Origin of the sequence: Pseudomonas sp. SAR267, assembly GCF_052077595.1 — a bacterium.
Lineage (GTDB): Bacteria > Pseudomonadota > Gammaproteobacteria > Pseudomonadales > Pseudomonadaceae > Aquipseudomonas > Aquipseudomonas vlassakiae.
Map to the genome: position 1 here is coordinate 3,515,383 of NZ_JBQIHU010000001.1, position 21,827 is coordinate 3,537,209.

General features: G+C 63.3%; 16 protein-coding genes. 7 read left to right on the top strand and 9 right to left on the bottom strand.

Going from position 1 to position 21,827, the window contains the following annotated elements; genetic code table 11:
* Nucleotides 1–29 precede the first annotated feature (29 nt).
* A complete protein-coding gene (locus tag ACTORR_RS16570) occupies nucleotides 30–530 on the top strand; it encodes a M48 metallopeptidase family protein (protein ID WP_313364827.1) in 501 nt (166 codons plus the stop codon).
* A gap of 12 nt (nucleotides 531–542) precedes the next feature.
* Nucleotides 543–839 (top strand): winged helix-turn-helix domain-containing protein, encoded by a 297-nt coding sequence (locus ACTORR_RS16575; protein WP_054887923.1) that lies wholly within the window; start codon nucleotides 543–545, stop codon nucleotides 837–839.
* Here the strand turns inward: ACTORR_RS16575 and ACTORR_RS16580 are convergent.
* A complete protein-coding gene (locus ACTORR_RS16580; protein WP_313364828.1) occupies nucleotides 814–1,287 on the bottom strand; it encodes a GNAT family N-acetyltransferase in 474 nt (157 codons plus the stop codon). The two genes, ACTORR_RS16575 and ACTORR_RS16580, sit on opposite strands and share 26 nt — an antisense overlap.
* A 169-nt stretch (nucleotides 1,288–1,456) precedes the next feature.
* On the opposite strand from ACTORR_RS16580, the gene ACTORR_RS16585 reads away from it, so the two are divergent.
* The gene (locus tag ACTORR_RS16585) at nucleotides 1,457–2,194 is read left to right on the top strand and encodes a substrate-binding periplasmic protein (RefSeq protein WP_054887921.1); all 738 of its coding nucleotides are present in this window, start codon (nucleotides 1,457–1,459) and stop codon (nucleotides 2,192–2,194) included.
* Nucleotides 2,195–2,205: 11 nt separating this feature from the next.
* Here the strand turns inward: ACTORR_RS16585 and yccS are convergent, their stop codons facing one another.
* The 7 genes from yccS to ACTORR_RS16620 all read right to left on the bottom strand — a co-directional run bounded on the left by yccS (nucleotide 2,206) and on the right by ACTORR_RS16620 (nucleotide 13,357).
* The gene (yccS, locus tag ACTORR_RS16590; RefSeq protein ID WP_099815596.1) at nucleotides 2,206–4,389 is read right to left on the bottom strand and encodes a YccS family putative transporter; all 2,184 of its coding nucleotides are present in this window, start codon (nucleotides 4,387–4,389) and stop codon (nucleotides 2,206–2,208) included.
* 83 nt (nucleotides 4,390–4,472) lie between these two features.
* Nucleotides 4,473–5,654 (bottom strand): NAD(P)/FAD-dependent oxidoreductase, encoded by a 1,182-nt coding sequence (locus ACTORR_RS16595; protein WP_054887919.1) that lies wholly within the window; start codon nucleotides 5,652–5,654, stop codon nucleotides 4,473–4,475.
* A gap of 136 nt (nucleotides 5,655–5,790) precedes the next feature.
* Complete coding sequence (dbpA, locus tag ACTORR_RS16600) at nucleotides 5,791–7,128, bottom strand: ATP-dependent RNA helicase DbpA (protein WP_256218752.1); 1,338 nt, start codon at nucleotides 7,126–7,128, stop codon at nucleotides 5,791–5,793.
* Nucleotides 7,129–7,240: 112 nt separating this feature from the next.
* Nucleotides 7,241–8,668, bottom strand: a complete 1,428-nt coding sequence (mdtD, locus tag ACTORR_RS16605; RefSeq protein WP_099815611.1) for a multidrug transporter subunit MdtD — start codon at nucleotides 8,666–8,668, stop codon at nucleotides 7,241–7,243.
* 109 nt (nucleotides 8,669–8,777) lie between these two features.
* Complete coding sequence (locus ACTORR_RS16610) at nucleotides 8,778–10,097, bottom strand: TldD/PmbA family protein (RefSeq protein WP_313366023.1); 1,320 nt, start codon at nucleotides 10,095–10,097, stop codon at nucleotides 8,778–8,780.
* Nucleotides 10,097–11,497: a TldD/PmbA family protein gene (locus ACTORR_RS16615; protein ID WP_441344123.1), complete on the bottom strand. Its 1,401-nt coding sequence runs from the start codon at nucleotides 11,495–11,497 to the stop codon at nucleotides 10,097–10,099. Before ACTORR_RS16615 ends, ACTORR_RS16610 begins: the two co-directional genes overlap by 1 nt.
* 57 nt (nucleotides 11,498–11,554) lie before the next feature.
* Nucleotides 11,555–13,357, bottom strand: a complete 1,803-nt coding sequence (locus ACTORR_RS16620) for an acyl-CoA dehydrogenase (RefSeq protein ID WP_313365923.1) — start codon at nucleotides 13,355–13,357, stop codon at nucleotides 11,555–11,557.
* Nucleotides 13,358–14,255: 898 nt separating this feature from the next.
* Here ACTORR_RS16620 and ACTORR_RS16625 point away from each other — a divergent pair.
* The gene (locus ACTORR_RS16625) at nucleotides 14,256–14,714 is read left to right on the top strand and encodes a hypothetical protein (RefSeq protein WP_249342234.1); all 459 of its coding nucleotides are present in this window, start codon (nucleotides 14,256–14,258) and stop codon (nucleotides 14,712–14,714) included.
* Nucleotides 14,715–15,092: 378 nt separating this feature from the next.
* On the opposite strand, the gene putA is transcribed toward ACTORR_RS16625, so the two are convergent.
* Nucleotides 15,093–19,046: a trifunctional transcriptional regulator/proline dehydrogenase/L-glutamate gamma-semialdehyde dehydrogenase gene (gene putA, locus ACTORR_RS16630; RefSeq protein WP_313365598.1), complete on the bottom strand. Its 3,954-nt coding sequence runs from the start codon at nucleotides 19,044–19,046 to the stop codon at nucleotides 15,093–15,095.
* A 68-nt stretch (nucleotides 19,047–19,114) separates the two neighbouring features.
* On the opposite strand from putA, the gene ACTORR_RS16635 reads away from it, so the two are divergent.
* The 3 genes from ACTORR_RS16635 (at nucleotide 19,115) to ACTORR_RS16645 (ending at nucleotide 21,825) form a co-directional block, all read left to right on the top strand.
* Complete coding sequence (locus ACTORR_RS16635; protein ID WP_156352055.1) at nucleotides 19,115–19,297, top strand: hypothetical protein; 183 nt, start codon at nucleotides 19,115–19,117, stop codon at nucleotides 19,295–19,297.
* Between the two features lie 106 nt (nucleotides 19,298–19,403).
* The gene (gene putP / locus ACTORR_RS16640) at nucleotides 19,404–20,882 is read left to right on the top strand and encodes a sodium/proline symporter PutP (RefSeq protein WP_313365599.1); all 1,479 of its coding nucleotides are present in this window, start codon (nucleotides 19,404–19,406) and stop codon (nucleotides 20,880–20,882) included.
* Between the two features lie 106 nt (nucleotides 20,883–20,988).
* Entirely contained in the window at nucleotides 20,989–21,825 is an 837-nt protein-coding gene (locus tag ACTORR_RS16645; RefSeq protein ID WP_283724873.1) for a 23S rRNA (adenine(2030)-N(6))-methyltransferase RlmJ, read from the top strand.
* Nucleotides 21,826–21,827: the final 2 nt, after the last annotated feature.

Genomic DNA, 21,827 nt, shown 5'->3' on the forward strand with positions numbered 1-21,827 from the left:
TCGGCATTCGTTACGCCGAATGCGATGCCATGACCGTATTACGCTATTTGCAAGCCTACCCACCGCACCTGCAGGAGCAGGTGCGGCAGATGATCGACAGCGACCGCCTGGGCGAATACTTGCAGCGCCGCTACCCGGGCCGCCATGACGTACAGAGCGACAAGGCGCTGTACGGCTATGCCCAGGACTTGCGCCAGCAATACCTGCGCAGTGCGCCAAACCTGGACAAGGTGCTGTTCGACAACCGCCTGGACCTGACCCATCGGGCCCTGGGGCTCAATACCGCGGTTTCGCGGGTGCAGGGCGGCAAGCTGAAGGCAAAGAAGGAAATCCGCATTGCCTCGCTGTTCAAGGAGGCAGCGCCCGAGTTCCTGCGCATGATCGTGGTGCACGAACTGGCGCACTTGCGCGAGCGCGATCACAACAAGGCGTTCTACCAGCTCTGCCTGCACATGGAGCCGGCCTACCACCAACTGGAATTCGACCTGCGCGTCTACCTGACCTACCGGGAGTTGCCAGGCAACCTGTAAGGATCACGCAGCATGGATGTAAGCAAGACCAAGAGCAGTTTCTACCGCCGCCTGTACGTGGCCTGGCTGATCGATAGCCAGACCGCCACCAGCGTGCCGGCGTTGATGGAGGCCACCGGCATGCCGCGGCGCACGGCACAGGACACCATCGCCGCACTTGCCGACCTGGACATCGTCTGCGAGTTCGAGCAGCAGGAAGGCGCACGCAACCATGCCGGGCATTACCGCATCCATGACTGGGGGGCGATCGACAAGCAGTGGATCATCCGGCACCTGCGGCAGATCAAGGCAGTACTGGGGTATCCATGACCTTGCGCATGCCGATATGCGGGATGTCATCCTCGAGGTACTGCTCCCCCACCACGGCAAAACCGTGCTGGGCATAGAACCGTTGCAGGTGTGCCTGCGCCGACAGATACACCGGTGTCCCGTGCCAGCAATGCCCGGCTGCTTCCAGCCCTTTCATCAGCAGCGGATGACCGAGTTTCAGCGCGCGTGTCTCGGGCGAGGTCACCACCCTGCCGATGACCACATCGCCGCCCTGCGACTGCGGATCGAGCAGGCGCAGGTAGGCCACCAGCTTGTCATCCTGCCAGCCCATGAGGTGCAGGGTGTCGCCCGTCAGGTCCTGGCCATCGACTTCCTGGTAGGCGCAGCGTTGCTCGACCACGAACACGGCGGTCCGCAGTTGCAGGATGGCATAGAGCTCATGCGTGTCGAGGTCGGAGTGGTGCTTGCAAAGCCAGTGGATGGACATGGTGTCAACTCCTCGAAATGGATGGCCGATCATCGCAAATTTCCCCGGCTCGGCCAAAATAGAGGCTAAATGACATCATTGGCCGCTGCCCGTATGGCAGCCTTTGTGTATTCTCATCTGCGCGTCGCCTTCCTCAGCGTGTGTCTTCCACTGCAAAAAGGACTTCTGCATGCGGCCACTGCTTCGCACGTTGGGCTTGCTGGGCCTGTTCCTGGCAGCACCTGTATCCGGCCAGGACAGATTGCGTCTGGTGGCTGACACCTGGCCCCCGTTCACCGACAGCGCCATGCCAGGCGGCGGCCTGGCGACCAGCCTGGTCACAACCGCGCTGACCCGCGCGGGGTACGCCAGCAGTTATGAGGAAGTGCCTTGGGCGCGAGCGTTGATGGGCGTTGGCGAGGGGCGCTACGACGTGCTGATCAACGCTTGGTACAACGACGCGCGCCAGCAGATCGGGCAGTTTTCCGAGGGCTACCTGAACAACCGCATTCGCCTGCTCAAGCGCAAGGGCGACACGTTCCGTTATAAAAGTCAGGGCGACCTTTATCCCTACAGCATCGCGGTGGTGCGTGACTACGCCTATTCACCCGCTTTCGATGGCGATACCCGCTTGCGCAAGGTGGCGGTGCGCAACTTCTCCACCGCGGTGCGCATGCTGGCAGCCGGCAGGGTGAACCTGGCCGTGGAAGACGAATATGTGGCGCGCTACAACCTGCAACGCGAGCCGCAGGACGTGCGCGATGGCGTGACATTGGTAGAGCCGCCGCTGGCGGAGAATACCCTGCATATTCTGGTGAGCCTGAAACACCCCGACCACCAGCAGATCGTCGAACGCTTCGAGCAGGCCATCGCAGGGATGAAGGCCGATGGCAGCTATGCGCGGCTGCTACGCCAGCATGGCTTCTGACCTTACCCCGCTCAAGCCGCCTGTGCTTCCTTGATGAGATGGGCGGCCAAGGTCCGCAGCGGCGCCAGCTGCCGGCAGATCAACGCCAGCTGTGTCTGCACCAACCGCTGGTGCTCATCCAGTTCTTCCGGCATTTGCTCCAGGGCGGCGGCCAGCGATTCTTCGGCATCACTGTGTATCGCTACCGGCAGCCGCGCAGCCAGGCCATTGGCAATCTCGTCCAGACTGTTGGCCAGGCTCTGCGCGGCACCATCGATCAACTGCTCCTGCACCTCTGCCGGCAAGGCCGTGTCGCGGTGCGCACCCAACCCTGACAGGTAGCTGAGCAAGGTGTGCGACAGCACCAGGAAGCGGAAGCCGACATCGGCCTCCTTACGGAAATGCCCCGGTTCCATGAGCATGTTGGCCAGGGTGGTCGACAGCGCCGCATCGGCGTTGTGGGCGTTGCGTCGGGCCAGGCGGTAGGCGAGATCGTCGCGCTTGCCATGGGCGTACTGCTGCATGATCTGGCGCAGGTACACGCTGGCACAGGCCAGGGTGTTGGCCAGCGCCTTGTTCAGGCGGCGGCCCTGCCAGTCGGGCAGGAACAGGAACACCGCAAGAATGGCAATCAGGCTACCGACCAAGGTATCGAACAGGCGTGGCAGGAACAGGCCGTAGCCGTCGCCGATCTGGTTGAAGCAGAACAGCACCATCAGCGTGATCGCTGCGGTGGCCAAGGTGTAGCGGGTGGTGCGGTTGACGAAGAACACTACGCCGGCAGCCACGGCGAACAGCGACTGGATGACCGGGTTGGGGAACAGGTCGAACAGGGCCCAGCCGACAGTCAGGCCGATCGCGGTGCCGAAGATCCGTTGCACCAGCTTGCGCCGGGTGGCGCCATAGTTGGGCTGACAGACGAACAGCGTGGTGAGGATGATCCAGTAGCCCTGGGTCGGGTGGATCAAGTGCACCATGCCGTAACCGATCGACAGTGCCAGCGGCAGGCGCAGGGCATGACGGAACAGCAGTGAGGTCGGTGTCAGCTGGGTGCGCAAGCGTGTCCATACGTCCTTCAGGTTCCGTGGTGAGCGGTCGAGCAGGCTGCTGTCACTGGCATCGGCCAAGCTGTCGGGGTTGCTGGCAGCGCTGAGCAAGCGGTCGAGGGTCGCCAGGTTGGCAGCCAGGGCGCGCAGCGAACGCAGCAGGCCGCGCCAGGCCGGGTTGCTCTGGATACGCAGGTGTTCAAGCGAGGCGTTGAGGTCTTCCAGGGCCTCGGCGAATCCGCTGGCCAATACGAATGGCTGGCGCAGGCGGATCGAGCGCGCCAGTTCCTGGCAGGAGGCCCCCTGTTTACGCAGCAGGCGCTGACAGCGGAACATCACATCACTGTGGAAGAACGCTTCGGTCAGAGCGTTGTAAGGGTAGTGCGAAGCGCTGACCCGTTCATGGATGTCCTGGGCCAGGAAATACAGCTTGAGGTAGCGGCTGACCTTGGAGTTCGGCTGGCTGTTGCCGACCCTGTGCAGGATGATTTCCTTGGCCGCGTTGAGCGCCGCGACCACTTTGCCATTCTGCCGGGCCAGTTCCAGGCGCTGGGCCTCGACATCAAGGTTACGGATCGGCTCGAACAGGCTGGCCTTGAGCTTCAGGTAGCTGCCTAGCTCGAAGAACAGCTTGGCCAGGCTCTGCTGCACCGGCTGGTTGGAAAACAGCGCCTGCCACAGCACCGAAAGCAGGCCGTACCAGGCTGCGCCTGCTACCAGCAGCATCGGCTCGTGCCAGAAGTCGCTGACCTGGCCGCCACGCTGGTCCACGCCGATCATGGTGTACACCGAGGTGATCAGCGTCGCCGAAGCAATTGCGCCATAGCGTTCGCCCAACGCGCCGAGCATGGTCAGGCCGAACGCTGCCAGCGCCAGCGCGCCGACGAAAATCCACGGGTAGGGGAACAGCAACTCGACTGCCAGCGCGGCGATGGCAAAGCAGGGAAGGGTCACGGCCAGGGCGCTGAGGCGGCCTTGCCAACTGTCGTCGGTCTCGGCCAGGGCGCTGGCGATGATGCCGAGGAACAGTGGAATCAGCAGTGCCATCTCGTTCTGGTACCAGCACAGGGCCAGGCTGCCGGTGAGGGCGATGGTGACCCGGATGCTGTAGCTGAACTTGTCTTGGCCCCACAGGCGACGCAGTGACTGACTGAACGAACTCGATGACATGATGGCCTGCTAGGCAGTGATCGAATGAATGCATTGCAGCACGGCCAGCAAGAAGCGTTCCGTGCTGCTGAATGGATTCTACTCTACACGAACTGCGCAGCGGCGTTGGCGGATGCCCAGGCCCACTGGAAATTGAAACCACCCAGATGGCCGGTAACGTCGAGCACCTCGCCGATGAAATACAGGCCGGGGCTTTTCAGCGATTCCATGGTCTTGGATGACACTTCGCGGGTGTCGACCCCGCCGAGGGTCACCTCCGCCGTGCGGTAGCCTTCGGTGCCGGCCGGCACCACTTGCCAGTTCGCCAGTTTTTCGGCGATCTGCGCCAGTTCCCCAGGGGTGTACTGCTTCATGGGGCGGGACTCGAACCATTGCTCGGCCAGCAGGTTGGCCAGCTTGCGGGTGAACACCTCGCCCAGTACGGTCTTCAGTTCGGCGTTGGCACGCTCGGCCTGCATCTGCTGCAGCCAGGCCAGCGCATCGCGATCGGGCAGCAGGTTGATTTCCACGGTGTCGCCGGCTTCCCAGAACGACGAGATCTGCAGGATCGCCGGGCCGCTGAGGCCGCGATGGGTGAATAGCAGGTTTTCGCGGAAGCTGGTGCCGTTGCAACTGGCAGTGCAGTCCAGCGAAGTGCCCGACAATTCGGTGCACAGTGCCTTCAGTTGGGGCTCGGTGATGGTGAACGGCACCAGCCCGGCGCGGGTCGGCAGCAAGGTGTGGCCGAACTGGCGGGCCACCTGGTAACCGAAGCCGGTGGCGCCCAGGGTCGGGATCGACAGGCCGCCAGTGGCGATCACCAGCGACTGGCAGGCGAACTGCCCACCGCTGGTCTGCAGCAGGTAGCCGGTTTCGGTCTTCTCGATGTGTTCGATGCTGGTGTGCATGCGGATTTCGGCGCCCGCGTCGTCGCACTCGGCCAGCAGCATGTCGAGGATGTCGCTGGCCTTGTTGTCGCAGAACAGCTGGCCGAGCTTCTTCTCGTGGTACGGCACGCCATGCTTGCTCACCAGCTCGATGAAGTCCCACTGGGTGTAGCGGGCCAGGGCCGACTTACAGAAGTGCGCGTTCTGCGAGAGGAAGTTGGCCGGCTCGGTGTACAGGTTGGTGAAATTGCAGCGCCCGCCGCCTGACATGAGGATCTTCTTGCCGGGTTTGTTGGCGTGGTCGAGCAGCAACACCCGGCGCCCGCGGCGGGCGCTGAGCTGGGCGCACATCAGGCCGGCGGCGCCGGCGCCGAGGATGATCACGTCGGTGGAGTGCACGGTGTTACCTCTTCAGAATTGCCGGGGCTGCTTTGCAGCCCTTTCGCGACACAAGGCCGCTCCTACAGGAAAATGCGATCCCCTGTAGGAGCGGCCTTGTGTCGCGAAAGGGCCGCAAAGCGGCCCCAAAAATAGGTCAGACGATACGGACTTTCAGGGACCGGCCCTTGATCTTGCCGCTGTTCAGGCGCTGCATGGCCTGCTTGGCCAGCGCCCGCTCGACAGCCACGAATGCCTGGAAATCGAAAATGGCGATCTTGCCCACCTGCTTGCCCGGGATCCCGGCATCACCGGTCAGCGCACCCAGAATGTCGCCCGGACGCAGCTTGTCCTTGCGCCCGGCTGCGATGCACAGCGTGCTCATCAGCGGCAGCAGCGGCGCGCCGCCCTGGTTCTTGAGGCTGTCCAACTGGTCCCAGCGCAGCGGGCTCTTCTGCAGGTCTTCGATGGCCTGGGCGCGGTGGCCTTCGGCTGGCGCTACCAGGCTGACCGCGACGCCTTTCTCGCCAGCGCGGCCGGTACGGCCGACGCGGTGCACATGGATCTCGGCATCGCGGGCCAGTTCGACGTTGATGACCATGTCCAGGCCGTCGATATCCAGGCCACGGGCCGCCACGTCAGTGGCCACCAGCACCGAGCTGCTGCGGTTGGCGAACATGGTGAGCACCTGGTCGCGGTCACGCTGCTCCAGGTCGCCGTGCAGGGCCTGGGCGACGATACCCTTGGCGGTCAGGTGGGCTACCACGTCCTCGCACTGCTGCTTGGTGAAGCAGAACGCCACGCACGACTGCGGGCGGTAGTGGCCAAGCACGCGAGTGACGGCTTCCAGACGTTGCTGCGGGTCGATCTCGATGAAACGCTGCTCGATCTGGTTGTCGGCGTGCAGGCTTTCGACCTTGACCTGCTGCGGTTTGCGCATGAAGTCGGCGGCCAGTTGCTCGATGCCGGCCGGGTAAGTGGCCGAGAACAGCAGGGTCTGGCGACGCGACGGGGTCTTGCCGATGATGCTGGCGATGGCGTCGAAGAAGCCCATGTCGAGCATGCGGTCGGCTTCGTCCAGCACCAGCGTGTTCAGGCCGTCGAGCACCAGGGTGCCTTTGTCCAGATGCTGCTGGATGCGCCCCGGGGTGCCGACGATGATGTGCGCACCGTGCTCCAGCGAGGCGATCTGCGGGCCCAGCGACACGCCACCGCAAAGGGTGAGGATCTTGATGTTGTCCTCGGCGCGGGCCAGGCGGCGCAGCTCTTTGGCGACCTGGTCGGCCAGCTCGCGGGTCGGGCACAGCACCAGCGCCTGGCAGCCGAAGTAGCGCGGGTTGATCGGGTTGAGCAGGCCGATGCCGAAGGCGGCGGTCTTGCCACTGCCGGTCTTGGCCTGGGCGATCAGGTCCTGGCCGCGCAGGATGACAGGCAGGCTCTGGGCCTGGATCGGCGTCATCGAGGCATAGCCGAGGGCGTCCAGGTTGGCCAGCATGGCGGTAGACAGCGGCAAGGTGGCAAAGGCGGTGGATTCGGTGGTCACGAGGCGGGCCTGCGGTGCGAAGCGAAAAATGCCGCACAGTTTACCAGCCTCGTGGCCATTCGCCCTACGATTCCATGTGTTGTTCCGGACGACGGGCACGCCTTCCGTCCGTCGGCGACAGTTGCAGGAAGATCGCCGCCGCCAGCATGGCCATCACGCCGATGGTGACGAAGGTCAGCTGGAACGCGCCTAGCGTGGTTTCCACGCCGTCGGCGCTGCCCGCTGCGGTGAAGCCGCCGAGCAGGGCGCCGGCGCAGGCCACGCCGAGGCTCAGCGACAACTGCGCGACTACCGACAGCAGGCTGTTGCCACTGCTGGCGCTGGCGTCGTCGAGGTCGATCAGGGTCACTGTGTTCATGGCCGTGAACTGCATCGAGTTGACGGCGCCGAGCAGGGCCAACTGCACCAGCAGCAGCGCATACGGCGTCTGCTCGTCGACCAGGCCCAGGCTGGCCAGCAGGATGCCCAGCAGCAAGGTATTGCCGGTCAGCACGATGCGATAGCCCAGCCGCTCTATCAGCGAGCGGGCGACCGACTTGGCGAGCATCGCCGAGGCGGCCAGCGGAATCATGCTCATGCCGGCCTGGGCCGGCGAATAGCCCAGCGCCACCTGCAGCAGCAACGGCACCAGAAACGGCAGGGCCCCGCTGCCCAGGCGTGCGAACAGATTGCCCAGGATGCCGATGGCGAACGTGCGCACGCGGAACAGGCTGGGTGAGAACAGCGGTTCCGGGTCGCGCCCGGCGCGCAGCCAATAGGCCGCCAGGCAGGCCATGCCAGCGAACAGCAGCAACATCACCCGCAGGTGTGGCAGGTGCAGCTCGCCCAGGCCTTCCATGGCGATGGTGATCAGCACCATCGCCGCGCCGAACAGGATGAAGCCGGGGCCGTCGAAGCGGGTGCGCTCGGCCCCGCGCAGGTCGGGTATGAACTTCCACACGGCGTAGCAGCCCAGCGCACCGACTGGCAGGTTGAGCAGGAAGATCCAGTGCCAGCTGAGAATTTCCACCAGCCAGCCGCCCAGGGTCGGGCCTAGCAGCGGGCCGAGCAGGCCGGGGATGGTGATGAAGCTCATGATCCGCACCAGCTCGGTTCGCGGGTAGGCGCGCAGCACCACCAGGCGCCCGACGGGGAGCATCAGCGCGCCGCCCAGGCCCTGCACGATGCGGGCGAAGATCAGGAAGCCGAGGCTGTTGGCCGTGGCGCACAATAGCGAGCCGAAGCTGAACAGCATGATGGCGCTGAAGAAGATGCGCTTGGTGCCGAAGCGGTCGGCGATCCAGCCGGAGGCGGGGATCAGCAGGGCCACGGTGAGCATGTAGGCGATGATCACGCCCTGCATGCGCAGGGGGTCTTCAGCCAGCGAGCGGGCCATGGCCGGCAGGGCGGTGTTGAGGATGGTGCCGTCCAGGGATTGCATGAAGAAGGCGATGGCCACCACCCAGGGCAGCCAGCGGGCGGTGGTCGGGTCCAGCGGGGTGCGTTCGGGCATGGCTTCCTCTTCCGTCAGTGCCGGCCCTTTCGCGGGCATGCCCGCTCCCACAGGTAGCGCATCACATCTGTGGGAGCGGGCGTGCCCGCGAAGAGGCCGGCAAGGCAAATCACAATGTCAAGGTCAGCCCTTTGACCAGCGCCCCCGGCAAATGACTCGACCCGGTACTGCGCTGCCCATAGGTGCTGGTCGACAGGATCATCTCGCGCTCCTGGGTCAGGTCCTCCAATTGGCCACCCAGCAAACTGTACAGGCTGTCATCGAAGCGCATGGTGCTCACCGGCCCCTGAATCTCGCCGTTCTCCACCCAGAAAGTAGCGAAGCGGGTCAGCCCGGTCATGCGTGCCGCCGGCAGGTCTGAGTAGTTCAGGTACCACAGGTTGCTGATGTACAGCCCGGTACCGAGCCGCTCCAGAATCTGCTCGCGGGGCAAGCCACCGGGCGCCAGACTCAGGGAGCATGGCGACTCGTAGCTGTCGGCACCATTGGCCCGCAACTCGAACTCCGCTGCGCTGCGGGCGCTGACCAGCCGCTGCATCGCGTGACCCTGCTGGATCAACGGTACATCCAGGCGCGGTGAACCCTCGTCGCTGAATGCCGGGCTCAGTGAGCCGCTGACCTGCTCGCTGAAATTCACCAGCGGGTGCAGTTGCGCATCGCCGTTGTACAAGCGCTGCAGGGCGCTGTTACCAGTGGCCAGGGCCTGCGCGGAGAAACCGCCCCAGCAGAGCATACCGGCAATTTCGTCCATGGCCGCAGGTGCCAGGTAAGCGCGGTAGCTGCCGGGCTTGAGGGTAATTGCCCGGCGGCCGAGGAAGCCCAGCTGTTGCCGAGCGAGGCGCAGGCGGGCGGTGAAGTCGTCGGCGTTCCACAACTGGCCGGCATAGTTGGCCTTCACCGCCTCGCCGTTTTCGTGGAACAGGCTCCAGTCGAAGTTGAAGCTGTTGGCCTGATGCCAGCCAATGGCCCCGAACGAGCTGGCGAAGCCCCGGAAGATCGGGCCGGCGGCGTAGATGCCGACCAGGTCAAGGTCACCTGCCTCACGTTCGAGCAGGGCCAGCACTTCGTTCAGTTCGGGCAACGGCTGTTGCTGCTGGCTGTCGCTGTGCCACGCGCTTTCGTCCAGGCTCAGGTATGGGTCGAGCGTCAGCATCGGTAGTGTCTGGCGCAACTGCTCCAGCGCTGCGATCAGGCGTTGCCGGTCAAGTTGCGCGTCGCCGCTCAGGGTCACCTGCTGCTCCGCCTGACGGCCATCGCGGATCAACCGCAGTTGCGCGCTGGCCTGGCTGACTTCGCCGGCCTGGCGCACCTTGGCGTGGTTGAAACGCACGAATTGCGACTGTTCGGCGCTGTAACCGAGGGTGAATTGCTCGTCGGCCTGCAGGGCCTGGCGCACATCCGCGATCAGGGCTTCGAAAACGTGTTTCATCAGGCATCTCCCCCGAAAACGTCGATCTGGCGGAACACGCAGGCGGGCGAAGCATGCCCGACCCGCACCACCTGGTTGGGCTCGCCCTTGCCGCAGTTGGGTGTGCCCAGAACCTGGAAGGTGCTGCGGTCGCCGACCGCCGCGAGGTTACGCCAGAACTGTGCGGAGATGCCGCGGTAGTTGGGGTTCTTGACGATGCCCTTGAGCTCGCCGTTTTCGATCAGCTGGCCCCATTCGCAGCCGAACTGGAACTTGTTGCGCGCATCGTCGATGGACCAGGAGCGGTTGGTGCGCATCAGGATGCCGTGCTCGATGCCCTGGATCAGCTGGTCCAGAGACTGGTCGCCCGGTTCGATATTGAGGTTGGCCATGCGGTCGATCGGCGCACGGTTCCAGCCGCAGGCACGGCTGTTGGCAACCCCATCCAGGCCTGAGCGGAACTGCGACAGGGCGCCCCCCAACGGGCGCAGCAGCAGGCCATCGCGGATCAGGAACTGCTTGCTGGCAGCGGTCCCGTCATCATCGAAGCTGTAGCTGGCCAGCTCTTCGCCGATGGTCGGGTCGAAGGTCACGTTAAGCAGGCAGGAGCCGTATTGCAGGTGGCCGAAATCGCTGGCTTTGACGAAACTGGTGCCGGCGTAATTGCGCTCGTCGCCGAGTATGCGGTCCATCTCCAGCGGGTGGCCGATGGACTCGTGGATCTGCAGCATCATCTGGTCGGGCATCAGCAGCAGGTCGCGCGCGCCGCCAGGGGTGTTGGGTGCCAGCAGCAGTTGCAAGGCGTCATCGGCGACCTGACGGGCCGCGCCGACCAGGCCACAGCGCTCGACGATTTCGAAACCCCCTTGCTGGCCGAAGTTGTCGCGGCCCAGGCTGCGGCTCTGGCTGTCCTGGCCGTCGCTGGCGGTAACGCTCAGGCCCGGGAACAGGAAGCGCTGGGCATGGCGAAGTTCGGCGCCAGCCGAGTTCAGGTAGGTCTGCTCGACCAGGCTCAGGCCCAGGCTCGCCTGCCAGTCGACCAGGGGGCTGTCCTTGGGCACGCTGGCCGATTCGGCGGCGAGCAGGCCAAGGCAATCGGCAAGGCTGGGTACCGGCTGGTCGAAATTGGGTGAAATGTGGTCGTGGCGAGCATTGGTCGCTGGCTGTTCGCGCAGGTCGAGCAGGCTGAACGGGGCGATTTGTCGGGCCAGTGCCTCGGCCTGATCCAGTGCCCGTTGCAGGCCGGCCTGTGACAGGTCGGCGGTGGCTGCATAGGCTTCCACGCCATTGACCCGCACCGTGAGCATGGCGCCTTCGTCATGGCTGAAGACGGGCGGCTCAGCAACATTGCGGCGAACCGAAAGCGCCTGGTGCGACTGCTTCACATGGCGCAGGGAAAACAACTCGGCCGTACTGCGCAGCGCAGCAAAGCGCTGGAATCGAACATCTGGAAGCCTCCGTTTTCACGGTGGCTCCCCCTAGAACCACCCGTCTTGCATGGTGAGGCAGGTGTCGTCGCGTGCCTCGAGCAATGCCAGGTCATTATGGCAGGCGGGGATTTCCCAGGTCAGGAAATAACGCGCGGCCTGCAGCTTGCCCTGGTAGAAGTCGCGGTCGGCGGCGTTGCCGTCGAGCAGTCCAAGTTCGGCATGGATGGCCTGTTCCAGCCAGCGCCAGCCGATCACGCAGTGGCCGAAGACCTTGAGGTACAGGGCGGAATTGGCCAATGCGCCAGCGACCTTGCCCTGGGCCAGATCGCCAAGCAGCGCCAGGGTTACCGATTGCAGCCGGTTGACCAGTTGCTCCAGCGACTGGCGTAGCGGGTCGAGGTTGGGGTGATGGCTGGCGCGTTCGGCAGTGGTGGCGATCAGGCGGATCAGTTGCTTGAGGCCTGCACCGTTGTTCTGTGCCAGCTTGCGGCCCAGCAGGTCGAGCGACTGGATGCCCTCGGTGCCTTCGTGGATCGGGTTCAGGCGGTTGTCACGGTAGTACTGCTCCACCGGATACTCGCGGGTGTAGCCGTGGCCGCCGAGAATCTGGATCGCCAGTTCGTTGGCCTTGAGGCAGAAGGTCGAGGGCCAGGACTTGACGATCGGGGTCAGCAGGTCGAGCAGTTCCTGGGCCTGCTTGCGGGCGCTTTCATCGCTGGCGGTGTGGGTATCATCGAAGAGTCGTGCGGCATACAGGCCCAGGTCGAAGGCGCCCTCCACGTAGGCTTTCTGCGCCAGCAGCATGCGCTTCACATCGGTGTGCTCGATGATCGGCACCGCCGGGCTCTGCGGATCCTTGTTGTCCACCAGGCGGCCCTGCGGCCGCTGGCGAGCGTACTCCAGGGAGTAGAGGTAGCCGGCGTAGCCGAGCATCACCGCGCCCATGCCGACGCCGATGCGCGCCTCGTTCATCATCTGGAACATGCACGCCAGGCCCTGGTGCGGCTGGCCGACCAGGTAGCCGACGCACTGGCCGTTGTCGCCGAAGTTCAGCGCGGTGGACGTGGTGCCGCGCCAGCCCATCTTGTGGAACAGCCCGGCCAGCAGCACGTCGTTGCGCGGGCCACGGCTACCGTCCTGGTTGACCAGGTACTTGGGCACGATGAACAGAGAAATGCCTTTAACGCCGGGCGGTGCGTCCGGCAGCTTGGCCAGCACCATGTGCACGATGTTTTCCGATAGCTCGTGGTCGCCGCCAGAGATGAAGATCTTGTTGCCCTTGAGCCCATAAGTGCCATCGCCAGCGGGTTCGGCGCGGGTGCGGATATCGGCCAGCGACGAACCGGCATGGGGCTCGGTCAGCGCCATGGTGCCGAAGTAGCGGCCTTCGATCATCGGCTGCAGGTACAGACGCTTCTGTTCCTCGGTGCCGAAGCTCTCGATCAGGTTGGCTGCGCCCATGGTCAGGAAAGGGTAGGCCGTGGTGCCGGCGTTGGCCGCCTGGAAGTGGGCGAAACAGGCCTGTGAGACCAGGCTGGGCAGTTGCATGCCGCCGACGTCGAAATCGCGGTTGGCGTTGAGGAAGCCGGCTTCGAGAAAGGCGTCGACGGCGGGCTTCACCTCAGGGATCAGTTCGGCGCGGCCGTCCACGTAGCGCGGCTCGTTTTCGTCGGCCTTGCGGTTGTGCGGGGCGAAGTACTTTTCGGCGATGGTGCGCGCGGTAGTGAGCGCCGCATCGAAGGTTTCGCGGCTGTGATCGGCAAAGCGCGGGCGCTGGGTCAGGGCTTCGGCGTCGAGGACTTCGTAGAGTTCGAAGGCCAGGTTGCGGGGGCTGAGCAGGGTCTCGGGCATGGTCGCGTTCCTGAGGCGGGGTGCTGCGAGTCTGGCGGAATAATGAAGTGAAGGGCAGGTTTATAAGCATGGGTGATGATGAGTAAGTCATCTAGGTGGCAGAAGCTCCCACCAGCCCTCCACAAATAGGGATATGCCTACATGCTTTGCGGAAAGCTCCTGCAACCATAGCAATGAAAAAAGAGGTAGATGTTGTTCTTTGCTAGGGAGGAAGCCCTGTGGATAGAATTTGTCAGTCGCGCGATGTTTGGAAAGAAGAAATTAGCAGGATTGAAGATCCCTTCTTTGCCCAGTTCGTAGTCCGAGACTTACTGCAGAGAAATACTCAGCTGTGCGGGCTGAGCGAATTTCTTGGAGATTGTAGTTTGCCTGTGGGGCGAGCATTGCTCGGCGATGAAATAGAGCGCGCTTCGAAATTGGTGGGTGAGGGGAGATGGTTTCTTGTTCGCGAGGAGGTACGCTATCCCATTGACGTGGCGTGTTATCCCTCGTTGAAGTGGGCGCAATCAAAAACTGACTGTCAACTGCATGAAAGTAGATATGCGGAGGCTGCGGGGCCTGGTAAATGGAGCACTTTTAGTATTGATGCAGATCGACTCTGGTCCAGTGTAGCCTTCGCGGCAAATTTCTTATCTTCACGGGGTGACGAAGGGCGTCTTTTTGCAAGCGAGGGTAAATACTATGCCAATACCAGGCGCGTTGTGAGTCAGAGGTGGGTGCCGTTAAAAGCTAGTGAATGTGATTTCGCCAGGTTGTCGACAGTGCACCGCTATGGGACTGTGCGGAGAACAACGCAGTACTTTGTCGAGGCTAGTGATGATTGGGCGATAAGTGGCCAGTCTTGGCATTGGCGCCCTGTGGTGGCTAACGAGGTATATGAGTTTCGGGAAGGTGCATATTGACTGAGTCAAAGGCTAGGCTGCAGCAAATTTTATACTTGGTTTGGGCTGGCATGGATGCGTTTTACATCTGTTTGTATTCTCTGCGGAGCGCCGCCCGTGGAGGTGTGCCGTTCTGGTCGGATTTTAAAAGTGGCCTTGATGTTATGCGTATCTGGGAGGGGCCGGAAGCGCTGATATGGACCGGTCTGGTTTTGCAGGGCTCGGTAGCTGTCTCGTGCATCGGTTTTTATGCACGGAAAAAGTGGGTTGTCTATTTGGCGATGATGCAGTTGCCATTTAGATATTTCTTTATTGTTCCGTCAATTTCGGCAATCTTGGTTCTGCCGATGATCACGGCTGAAGTCAATAATTGGGTGTGGGGGGGATTGCTGTTATCTTCAGAGGTCATCAAAGGTTGGAGTCTATGGTGGTTGTGTCGTCAGGTTAGTCCGTTGAAGTGTCAACTTAAGCGCTAATGGGGGTATGGGAGGGTGGCGCCGCCCGCGCGGCGCATCGCGGGCAAGCCCGCTCCCACATTTGTTTCGGGCCAGTTACTCCTGTCCCGCCAACAGGACCCGCCTTGGTGCATGGCATTAGATCGATGAAAAGCAGTTGCGCCCACCTCAATATCGAAGGGAACAAACAAGGCGGTCCCTGTTGGCTTCATAGGAGAGATTGGCCCGAAACAGATGTGGGAGCGGGCTTGCCCGCGATGCGCCGCGCGGGCGGCGCTCGATCTCATAGGCGCTGAAAGAACCAAGGCATGCACCTGTCAGCCTTGATACTCCCTCAAGACATGCACCCATGAAAAAAGGAGAGCCGAAGCTCTCCTTATTCATCAACAACTCATGGCGTCAGCCAATGGTCATCAGGCTGGCGTTACCACCCGCCGCCGCCGTGTTCACACTTACCGCCCGCTCGATCACCAGGCGCTCCAGGGCAATCTGGTGGTCGCCGCTGGACAGCCCGTGCACGCCAACGATCGCCCCGGCACGCTTGGCCACCTGCTGGCACACGCCACGCAGCTGGTCGGAGTCGCCATGGTGGATCACGGCGTCGAACGCCACTTCATCCTTGCTCCAGTCCGCCACCAGCTTGACCTTGGCCTGCAGTTCTCGCGGCAGGCGGCCGCGCAGTGTCTTGCCTGGCTCGCTGTCAGCCCACACTGCCGAGCTGCCCACTGCCAGCACGGCAGCGAACTGCGCCAGCAGGTCGGCCTCGTTGTCCGCCAGGCACAGCACGTGCTCGCGCGGCAGGATGGTATAGGTGTTGCGCTCACCGGTCGGGCCTGGCAGCAAGCGGGCGATGCCGCTCTGCGACTGGCCGGCGAACTGGCTGCACAGGGCGGCCAGGTCGGCGTGCTGGTTGCTCTCGGCCCAGGCCTTGAGCGCGTGCAGCGGCTTGATCAGCTGGTCGTGCAGGGTACGGTCCGGCTGGCCTTCGCCATCCTGCTGCTGGAAGTGGCGGCCAATGGCGTCGGCCGGGCGGGTCGACAGCAGGCGGTACAGGTACAGTGGGCCGCCGGCTTTCGGGCCGGTGCCGGACAGGCCTTCACCACCGAACGGCTGCACACCGACCACGGCGCCAACGATGTTGCGGTTGACGTACATGTTGCCGGCGTTGGCAGTCTCCACCACCTTGGCGATGGTCTCGTCGATGCGGGTGTGCACGCCAAGGGTCAGGCCATACCCGGACGCGTTGATCTGCTCGATCAGCTGGTCCAGGTTGCGGCGGTTGTAGCGCACCACGTGCAGCACCGGGCCAAAGATTTCACGTTTCAGTTCGTCGAAACTGTCCAGTTCGATCAGGGTTGGCATGACGAAGGTGCCACGCTTGATCTCGGCCGCGTCGGCGATTGCGACTTGGTAGACCGTGCGGCCTTTCTCGCGCATGCCCTGGATATGCTTCTCGATACCGGCCTTGGCTTCTGCGTCGATCACCGGGCCGATGTCCACGGCCAGGCGGTCCGGGCAGCCCAGGCGGCTTTCGGCCATGGCGCCCTTGAGCATCTCGATCACGCGGTCGGCGGAGTCTTCCTGCAGGCAAAGTACGCGCAGTGCCGAGCAGCGCTGGCCGGCGCTATCGAAGGCCGAGGACACCACGTCGATCACCACCTGCTCGGTCAGTGCCGAGGAGTCGACGATCATGGCGTTCTGGCCGCCGGTTTCGGCGATCAGCGGGATCGGCCTGCCCTGGTTGTCCAGGCGGCCAGCGACATTACGCTGGAGCAGGCGGGCAACTTCGGTGGAGCCGGTGAACATCACGCCCTTGACGCGCTCGTCACCGACCAGGCCGGCACCGACGGTTTCGCCGCGGCCTGGCAGCAGTTGCAGCACCCCTTCCGGAATACCGGCCTCCAGCAGCAGGCGCACGGCCTGAGCGGCGATCAGTGGGGTCTGTTCGGCAGGTTTGGCCAGTACCGGGTTGCCGGCCGCCAGGGCGGCGGCAACCTGGCCGGTGAAGATCGCCAGCGGGAAGTTCCACGGGCTGATGCACACCACCGGGCCCAGCGGGCGGTGGGCGTCGTTGCTGAAGTCGTTGCGTGCCTGCACCGCGTAGTAGCGCAGGAAGTCCACGGCTTCGCGCACTTCGGCGATGGCGTTGGCAAAGGTCTTGCCAGCCTCGCGGATGAGCAGGCCCATCAACGGCTGGATCTCTGCTTCCATCAGGTCTGCGGTGCGCTCAAGGATCGCGGCACGCTCGGCAGGTGGGGTGGCTTGCCAGATAGGGGCAGCGTTCAGCGCGCACTGAATGGCATTGTCGACATCGGCAACGGTGGCTTCCTGCACGTGACCGACCACGTCGCGATGATCGGCCGGGTTCAGAACCGGCACGGCAGCGGCTTCGCTGGCGGTGCAGGCCAGCATCGGCGTGGCTTTCCAATCATTGTTGGCAGTGGCCAGCATGGCGCAGGACAGCGATGCCAGGCGGTGTTCGTTGGCCATGTCGATGCCGGCCGAATTGGCGCGCTCGTTGCCATACAGTTCACGCGGCAGCGGGATGCGTGGGTGTGGCAGGCCGATGCTACCTTCCTGGGTGCCCATGCGTTCGATGCTGGCGACCGGGTCGGCGACCAGTTCCTGGATCGAAATCGAGTGGTCGGCGATGCGGTTGACGAACGAGGTGTTGGCGCCGTTTTCCAGCAGACGGCGGACCAGGTAGGCCAGCAGGGTTTCATGGGTGCCGACTGGCGCGTACACGCGGCACGGACGGTTCAGCTTGCCGTCGGCGACCTTGCCTACGACCTGTTCGTAGAGCGGCTCGCCCATGCCGTGCAGGCACTGGAACTCGTACTGACCCGGGTAATAGTTCTGGCCAGCGATGTGGTAGATGGCCGACAGCGTGTGAGCGTTGTGGGTGGCGAACTGCGGGTAGATGGCTTCCGGCACGGCCAGCAGCTTGCGGGCGCAGGCGACGTAGGACACGTCGGTGTACACCTTGCGGGTGTAGACCGGGTAGCCTTCCAGGCCTTCGACTTGGGCACGCTTGATCTCGCTGTCCCAGTAGGCGCCTTTCACCAGGCGGATCATCAGGCGGTGGCGGCTGCGCTTGGCCAGGTCGATGACATAGTCGATCACGTACGGGCAGCGCTTCTGATAGGCCTGGATGACGAAGCCGATACCGTTCCAGCCCGCCAGGGCCGGCTCGAAGCACAGGCGCTCGAGCAGGTCGAGGGACAATTCCAGGCGGTCGGCCTCTTCGGCGTCGATGTTCAGGCCGATGTCATATTGCTTGGCCAGCAGGGTCAGCGACAGCAGACGCGGGTACAGCTCTTCCATCACGCGCTCGTACTGGGCGCGGCTGTAGCGTGGGTGGAGCGCCGACAGCTTGATCGAGATGCCTGGGCCCTCATAGATGCCGCGGCCATGGGAGGCCTTGCCGATCGAGTGAATCGCCTGCTCGTAGGACGCCAGGTACTTCTGTGCATCATGCTCGGTCAGTGCGGCTTCGCCGAGCATGTCATAGGAATAACGGAAGCCTTTGGCTTCGAAGCGGCTGGCGTTGGCCAGGGCCTCTGCGATGGTTTCGCCAGTGACGAACTGCTCGCCCATCAGGCGCATGGCCATGTCGACACCCTTGCGGATCATCGGCTCGCCGCTCTTGCCGATGATGCGGGTGAGCGAGGAGGTAAGGCCGGCTTCATTATGGGTGGAGACCAGCTTGCCGGTCAGCAGCAGGCCCCAGGTCGCAGCGTTGACGAACAGCGACGGGCTATTGCCGAGGTGCGGCTGCCAGTTGCCGTTGCTGATCTTGTCGCGAATCAGGGCGTCGCGGGTACCTTTGTCAGGGATGCGCAGCAAGGCTTCGGCCAGGCACATCAGGGCGACGCCTTCCTGGGAAGACAGGGAAAACTCTTGGAGCAGGCCCTGAACGATGCCGGCACGGCCGCCAGCACTCTTCTGGTTACGTAGCTTTTCGGCGATACCCGCGGCGAGCTTGTTGGTGGCTTCGGCCAGCGGGGCGCTCAAGCGCGCCTGCTCCAGCAGCATCGGCACGACTTCCTGCTCGGGGCGGCGGTAGGCGGCGGTGATCGCCGAGCGCAGCACCGACTGCGGCAGGATGCTCTCGGCAAATTCGAGGAAGCACTGGTGGCTGTGGTCTGGCTGGACTTCGCCAGCGTCATCGGCCAGGTTGCTGGCGTGACCGTTGAGTTCGGTCAGGGTGGCGCCACCCTCGAGCTTCTCCAGGTAATTGAAGATCGCTTGCTTGATCAACCAGTGCGGCGTGCGGTCGATGGACTGCGCAGCTGCTTTGAGTCGCTCACGGGTCGGGTCATCAAGTTTGACCCCAAGGGTGGTCGTCGCCAATTTCTTATCCTCGTTATTGCCACGGGTGTGGCTTAAGCTGCGCCAAGATTAGCTGTAGGTGATTTCGGGTGCAACCAGGTGCAACCCCATTTTTCCGAGGAAAAGGTGCAACTCGTCTGGCGGAGTTTCCTACAGGCCAAAAAGAAACCATTACGGTGCGTTTTCTTATTGTAGAGACCTTTTTTGCTCCCAAAAGAAGCAAAAAATCGGATTTTTCCGAAACTGCCCGAGCGGGTGCAACTGGCAAATGAAAAATGGTTGCACCGCCTTTGCGTTGTTGCATAGCATTCGCCGCCTGGGTGCAACCGTCGTCAAGAAGGTTGTGCATGAGATAAAAACAAACGCCAGGGCACACGCATGGGCAATCCACTAACGATCACCTTCGTGATCTACATCGCGGCAATGGTGCTGATCGGTTTCGCGGCCTATCGCTCCACCAACAACCTTTCCGACTACATCCTCGGCGGTCGCAGCCTGGGGAGTGTGGTCACTGCACTCTCTGCCGGTGCTTCCGACATGAGCGGCTGGCTGCTCATGGGGCTGCCGGGCGCCATCTATTTCTCCGGCCTTTCCGAGGCCTGGATTGCCATCGGCCTGACCGTCGGTGCCTACCTGAACTGGCTGTTCGTCGCTGGCCGTCTGCGTGTGCAGACCGAGCACAACGGCGATGCGTTGACCCTGCCGGACTATTTCTCCAGCCGCTTCGAAGACCAAAGTGGCTTGCTGCGGATCATCTCGGCGATTGTGATCCTGGTGTTCTTCACTATCTATTGCGCCTCCGGCATCGTAGCCGGTGCCCGACTGTTCGAAAGCACCTTCGGCATGTCGTATGAGACCGCCCTGTGGGCCGGTGCCGCGGCGACCATCGCCTACACCTTCGTCGGTGGCTTCCTGGCGGTGAGCTGGACCGACACCGTACAGGCCTCGCTGATGATTTTCGCGCTGATCCTCACGCCGGTGATCGTGTTGATCTCCACGGGGGGCTTCGATACCACCTTCCTGGCCATCGAAGCGCAGAACCCGGCCAACTTCGACATGCTCAAGGGCGCCACCTTCGTTGGCATCATCTCGCTGATGGGCTGGGGCCTGGGCTACTTCGGCCAGCCGCACATCCTGGCGCGCTTCATGGCCGCCGACTCGGTGAAGTCGATCGCCAACGCCCGTCGCATCTCCATGACCTGGATGATCCTGTGCCTGGCGGGTACCTGCGCCGTGGGCTTCTTCGGCATCGCCTACTTCTCGGCGCACCCTGACCTGGCGGGCCCGGTCACCGAGAACCATGAGCGCGTATTCATCGAGCTGGCCAAGATCCTGTTCAACCCGTGGGTCGCCGGTGTGCTGCTGTCGGCCATCCTGGCGGCGGTGATGAGCACCCTGAGCTGCCAGCTGCTGGTCTGCTCCAGTGCCCTGACCGAAGACTTCTACAAGGCCTTCCTGCGCAAGAGCGCTTCGCAGGGTGAACTGGTGTGGGTCGGCCGCCTGATGGTGCTGGCCGTGGCCCTGATTGCCATTGCCATGGCGGCCAACCCGGAAAACCGCGTGCTGGGCCTGGTGGCTTACGCCTGGGCCGGCTTCGGTGCCGCTTTTGGCCCGGTAGTACTGATTTCTGTGCTGTGGAAAGGCATGACCCGTAACGGTGCGCTGGCGGGTATCGTGGTGGGTGCGTTGACGGTGATCCTGTGGAAGAACTTCGACACGCTCGGCCTGTACGAAATCATTCCAGGCTTCTTGTTCGCCAGCATTGCCATCGTTCTGGTGAGCAAGCTGGGCCGCCCGTCGCAGGCGATGGTGCAGCGCTTCGAAACCGCTGATGCGGCGTATCACGCCGACAAGTAATTCCCGTTGATTCGGCGGCACCTGCTTTGTGGGTGCCGCCGATCAGCAGTCAGGCCTGACTCCGCCTGCAAGGCAAGGTAAACTTGCCAGCCCCGCAGGAGTTGCCATGAACTATCGTCACGCCTTCCATGCCGGCAACCATGCCGACGTCCTCAAGCATATCGTGCTGACCCGCCTGATCGCCCTGATGTCGCGCAAGGAGCAGCCGTTCGCCTACATCGACACCCATGCCGGCCTCGGTCTGTACGACTTGCAAGGCGATCAGGCCACCCGTACCGGCGAGTACCTGGAAGGCGTCGCCCGCCTGTGGAACCGGGATGACCTGCCGGCCATGGCCGCCGACTACCTGCGCATCATCAAGCGTCTGAATGCCGACGGTGAGCTGCGCTACTACCCGGGTTCACCCGAGCTGGCCCGTCGCCTGATGCGCCAGCAGGATCGTGCTCTGCTCAATGAGAAGCATCCGGAAGACGGGCCGCTGCTCAAAGAGAACATGAAGAAAGACCCGCGAGTGGCCGTGCACCTGGGTGAAGGCTGGCATGTCCCGCGTGCCCTGCTGCCCGTGCAGGAGAAGCGCGCCATCATGCTGATCGACCCGCCGTTCGAGCAGGCAGACGAACTCAAGCGCTGCACCACCTCGATGAAGGAAGCGATCGGTCGCATGCGCCAGACCGTCGTGGCCATCTGGTATCCGATCAAGGACCAGCGCTCGCTGACCCGCTTCTACCAGGACCTGACCAGCACCGGCGCGCCAAAGCTGCTGCGGGTCGAGCTGTATGTGCATCATCAGGACAGTCCGCAGGGCCTCAACGGCTCGGGCCTGGCCATCGCCAACCCGCCTTGGGGGCTGGAAGAAGAACTGCGCGAATTGCTGCCGTGGCTGGCCAAGGAGCTGGCGCAGACGGCAGGCAGCTTCCGCATGGACTGGCTGATCGCCGAGTAACC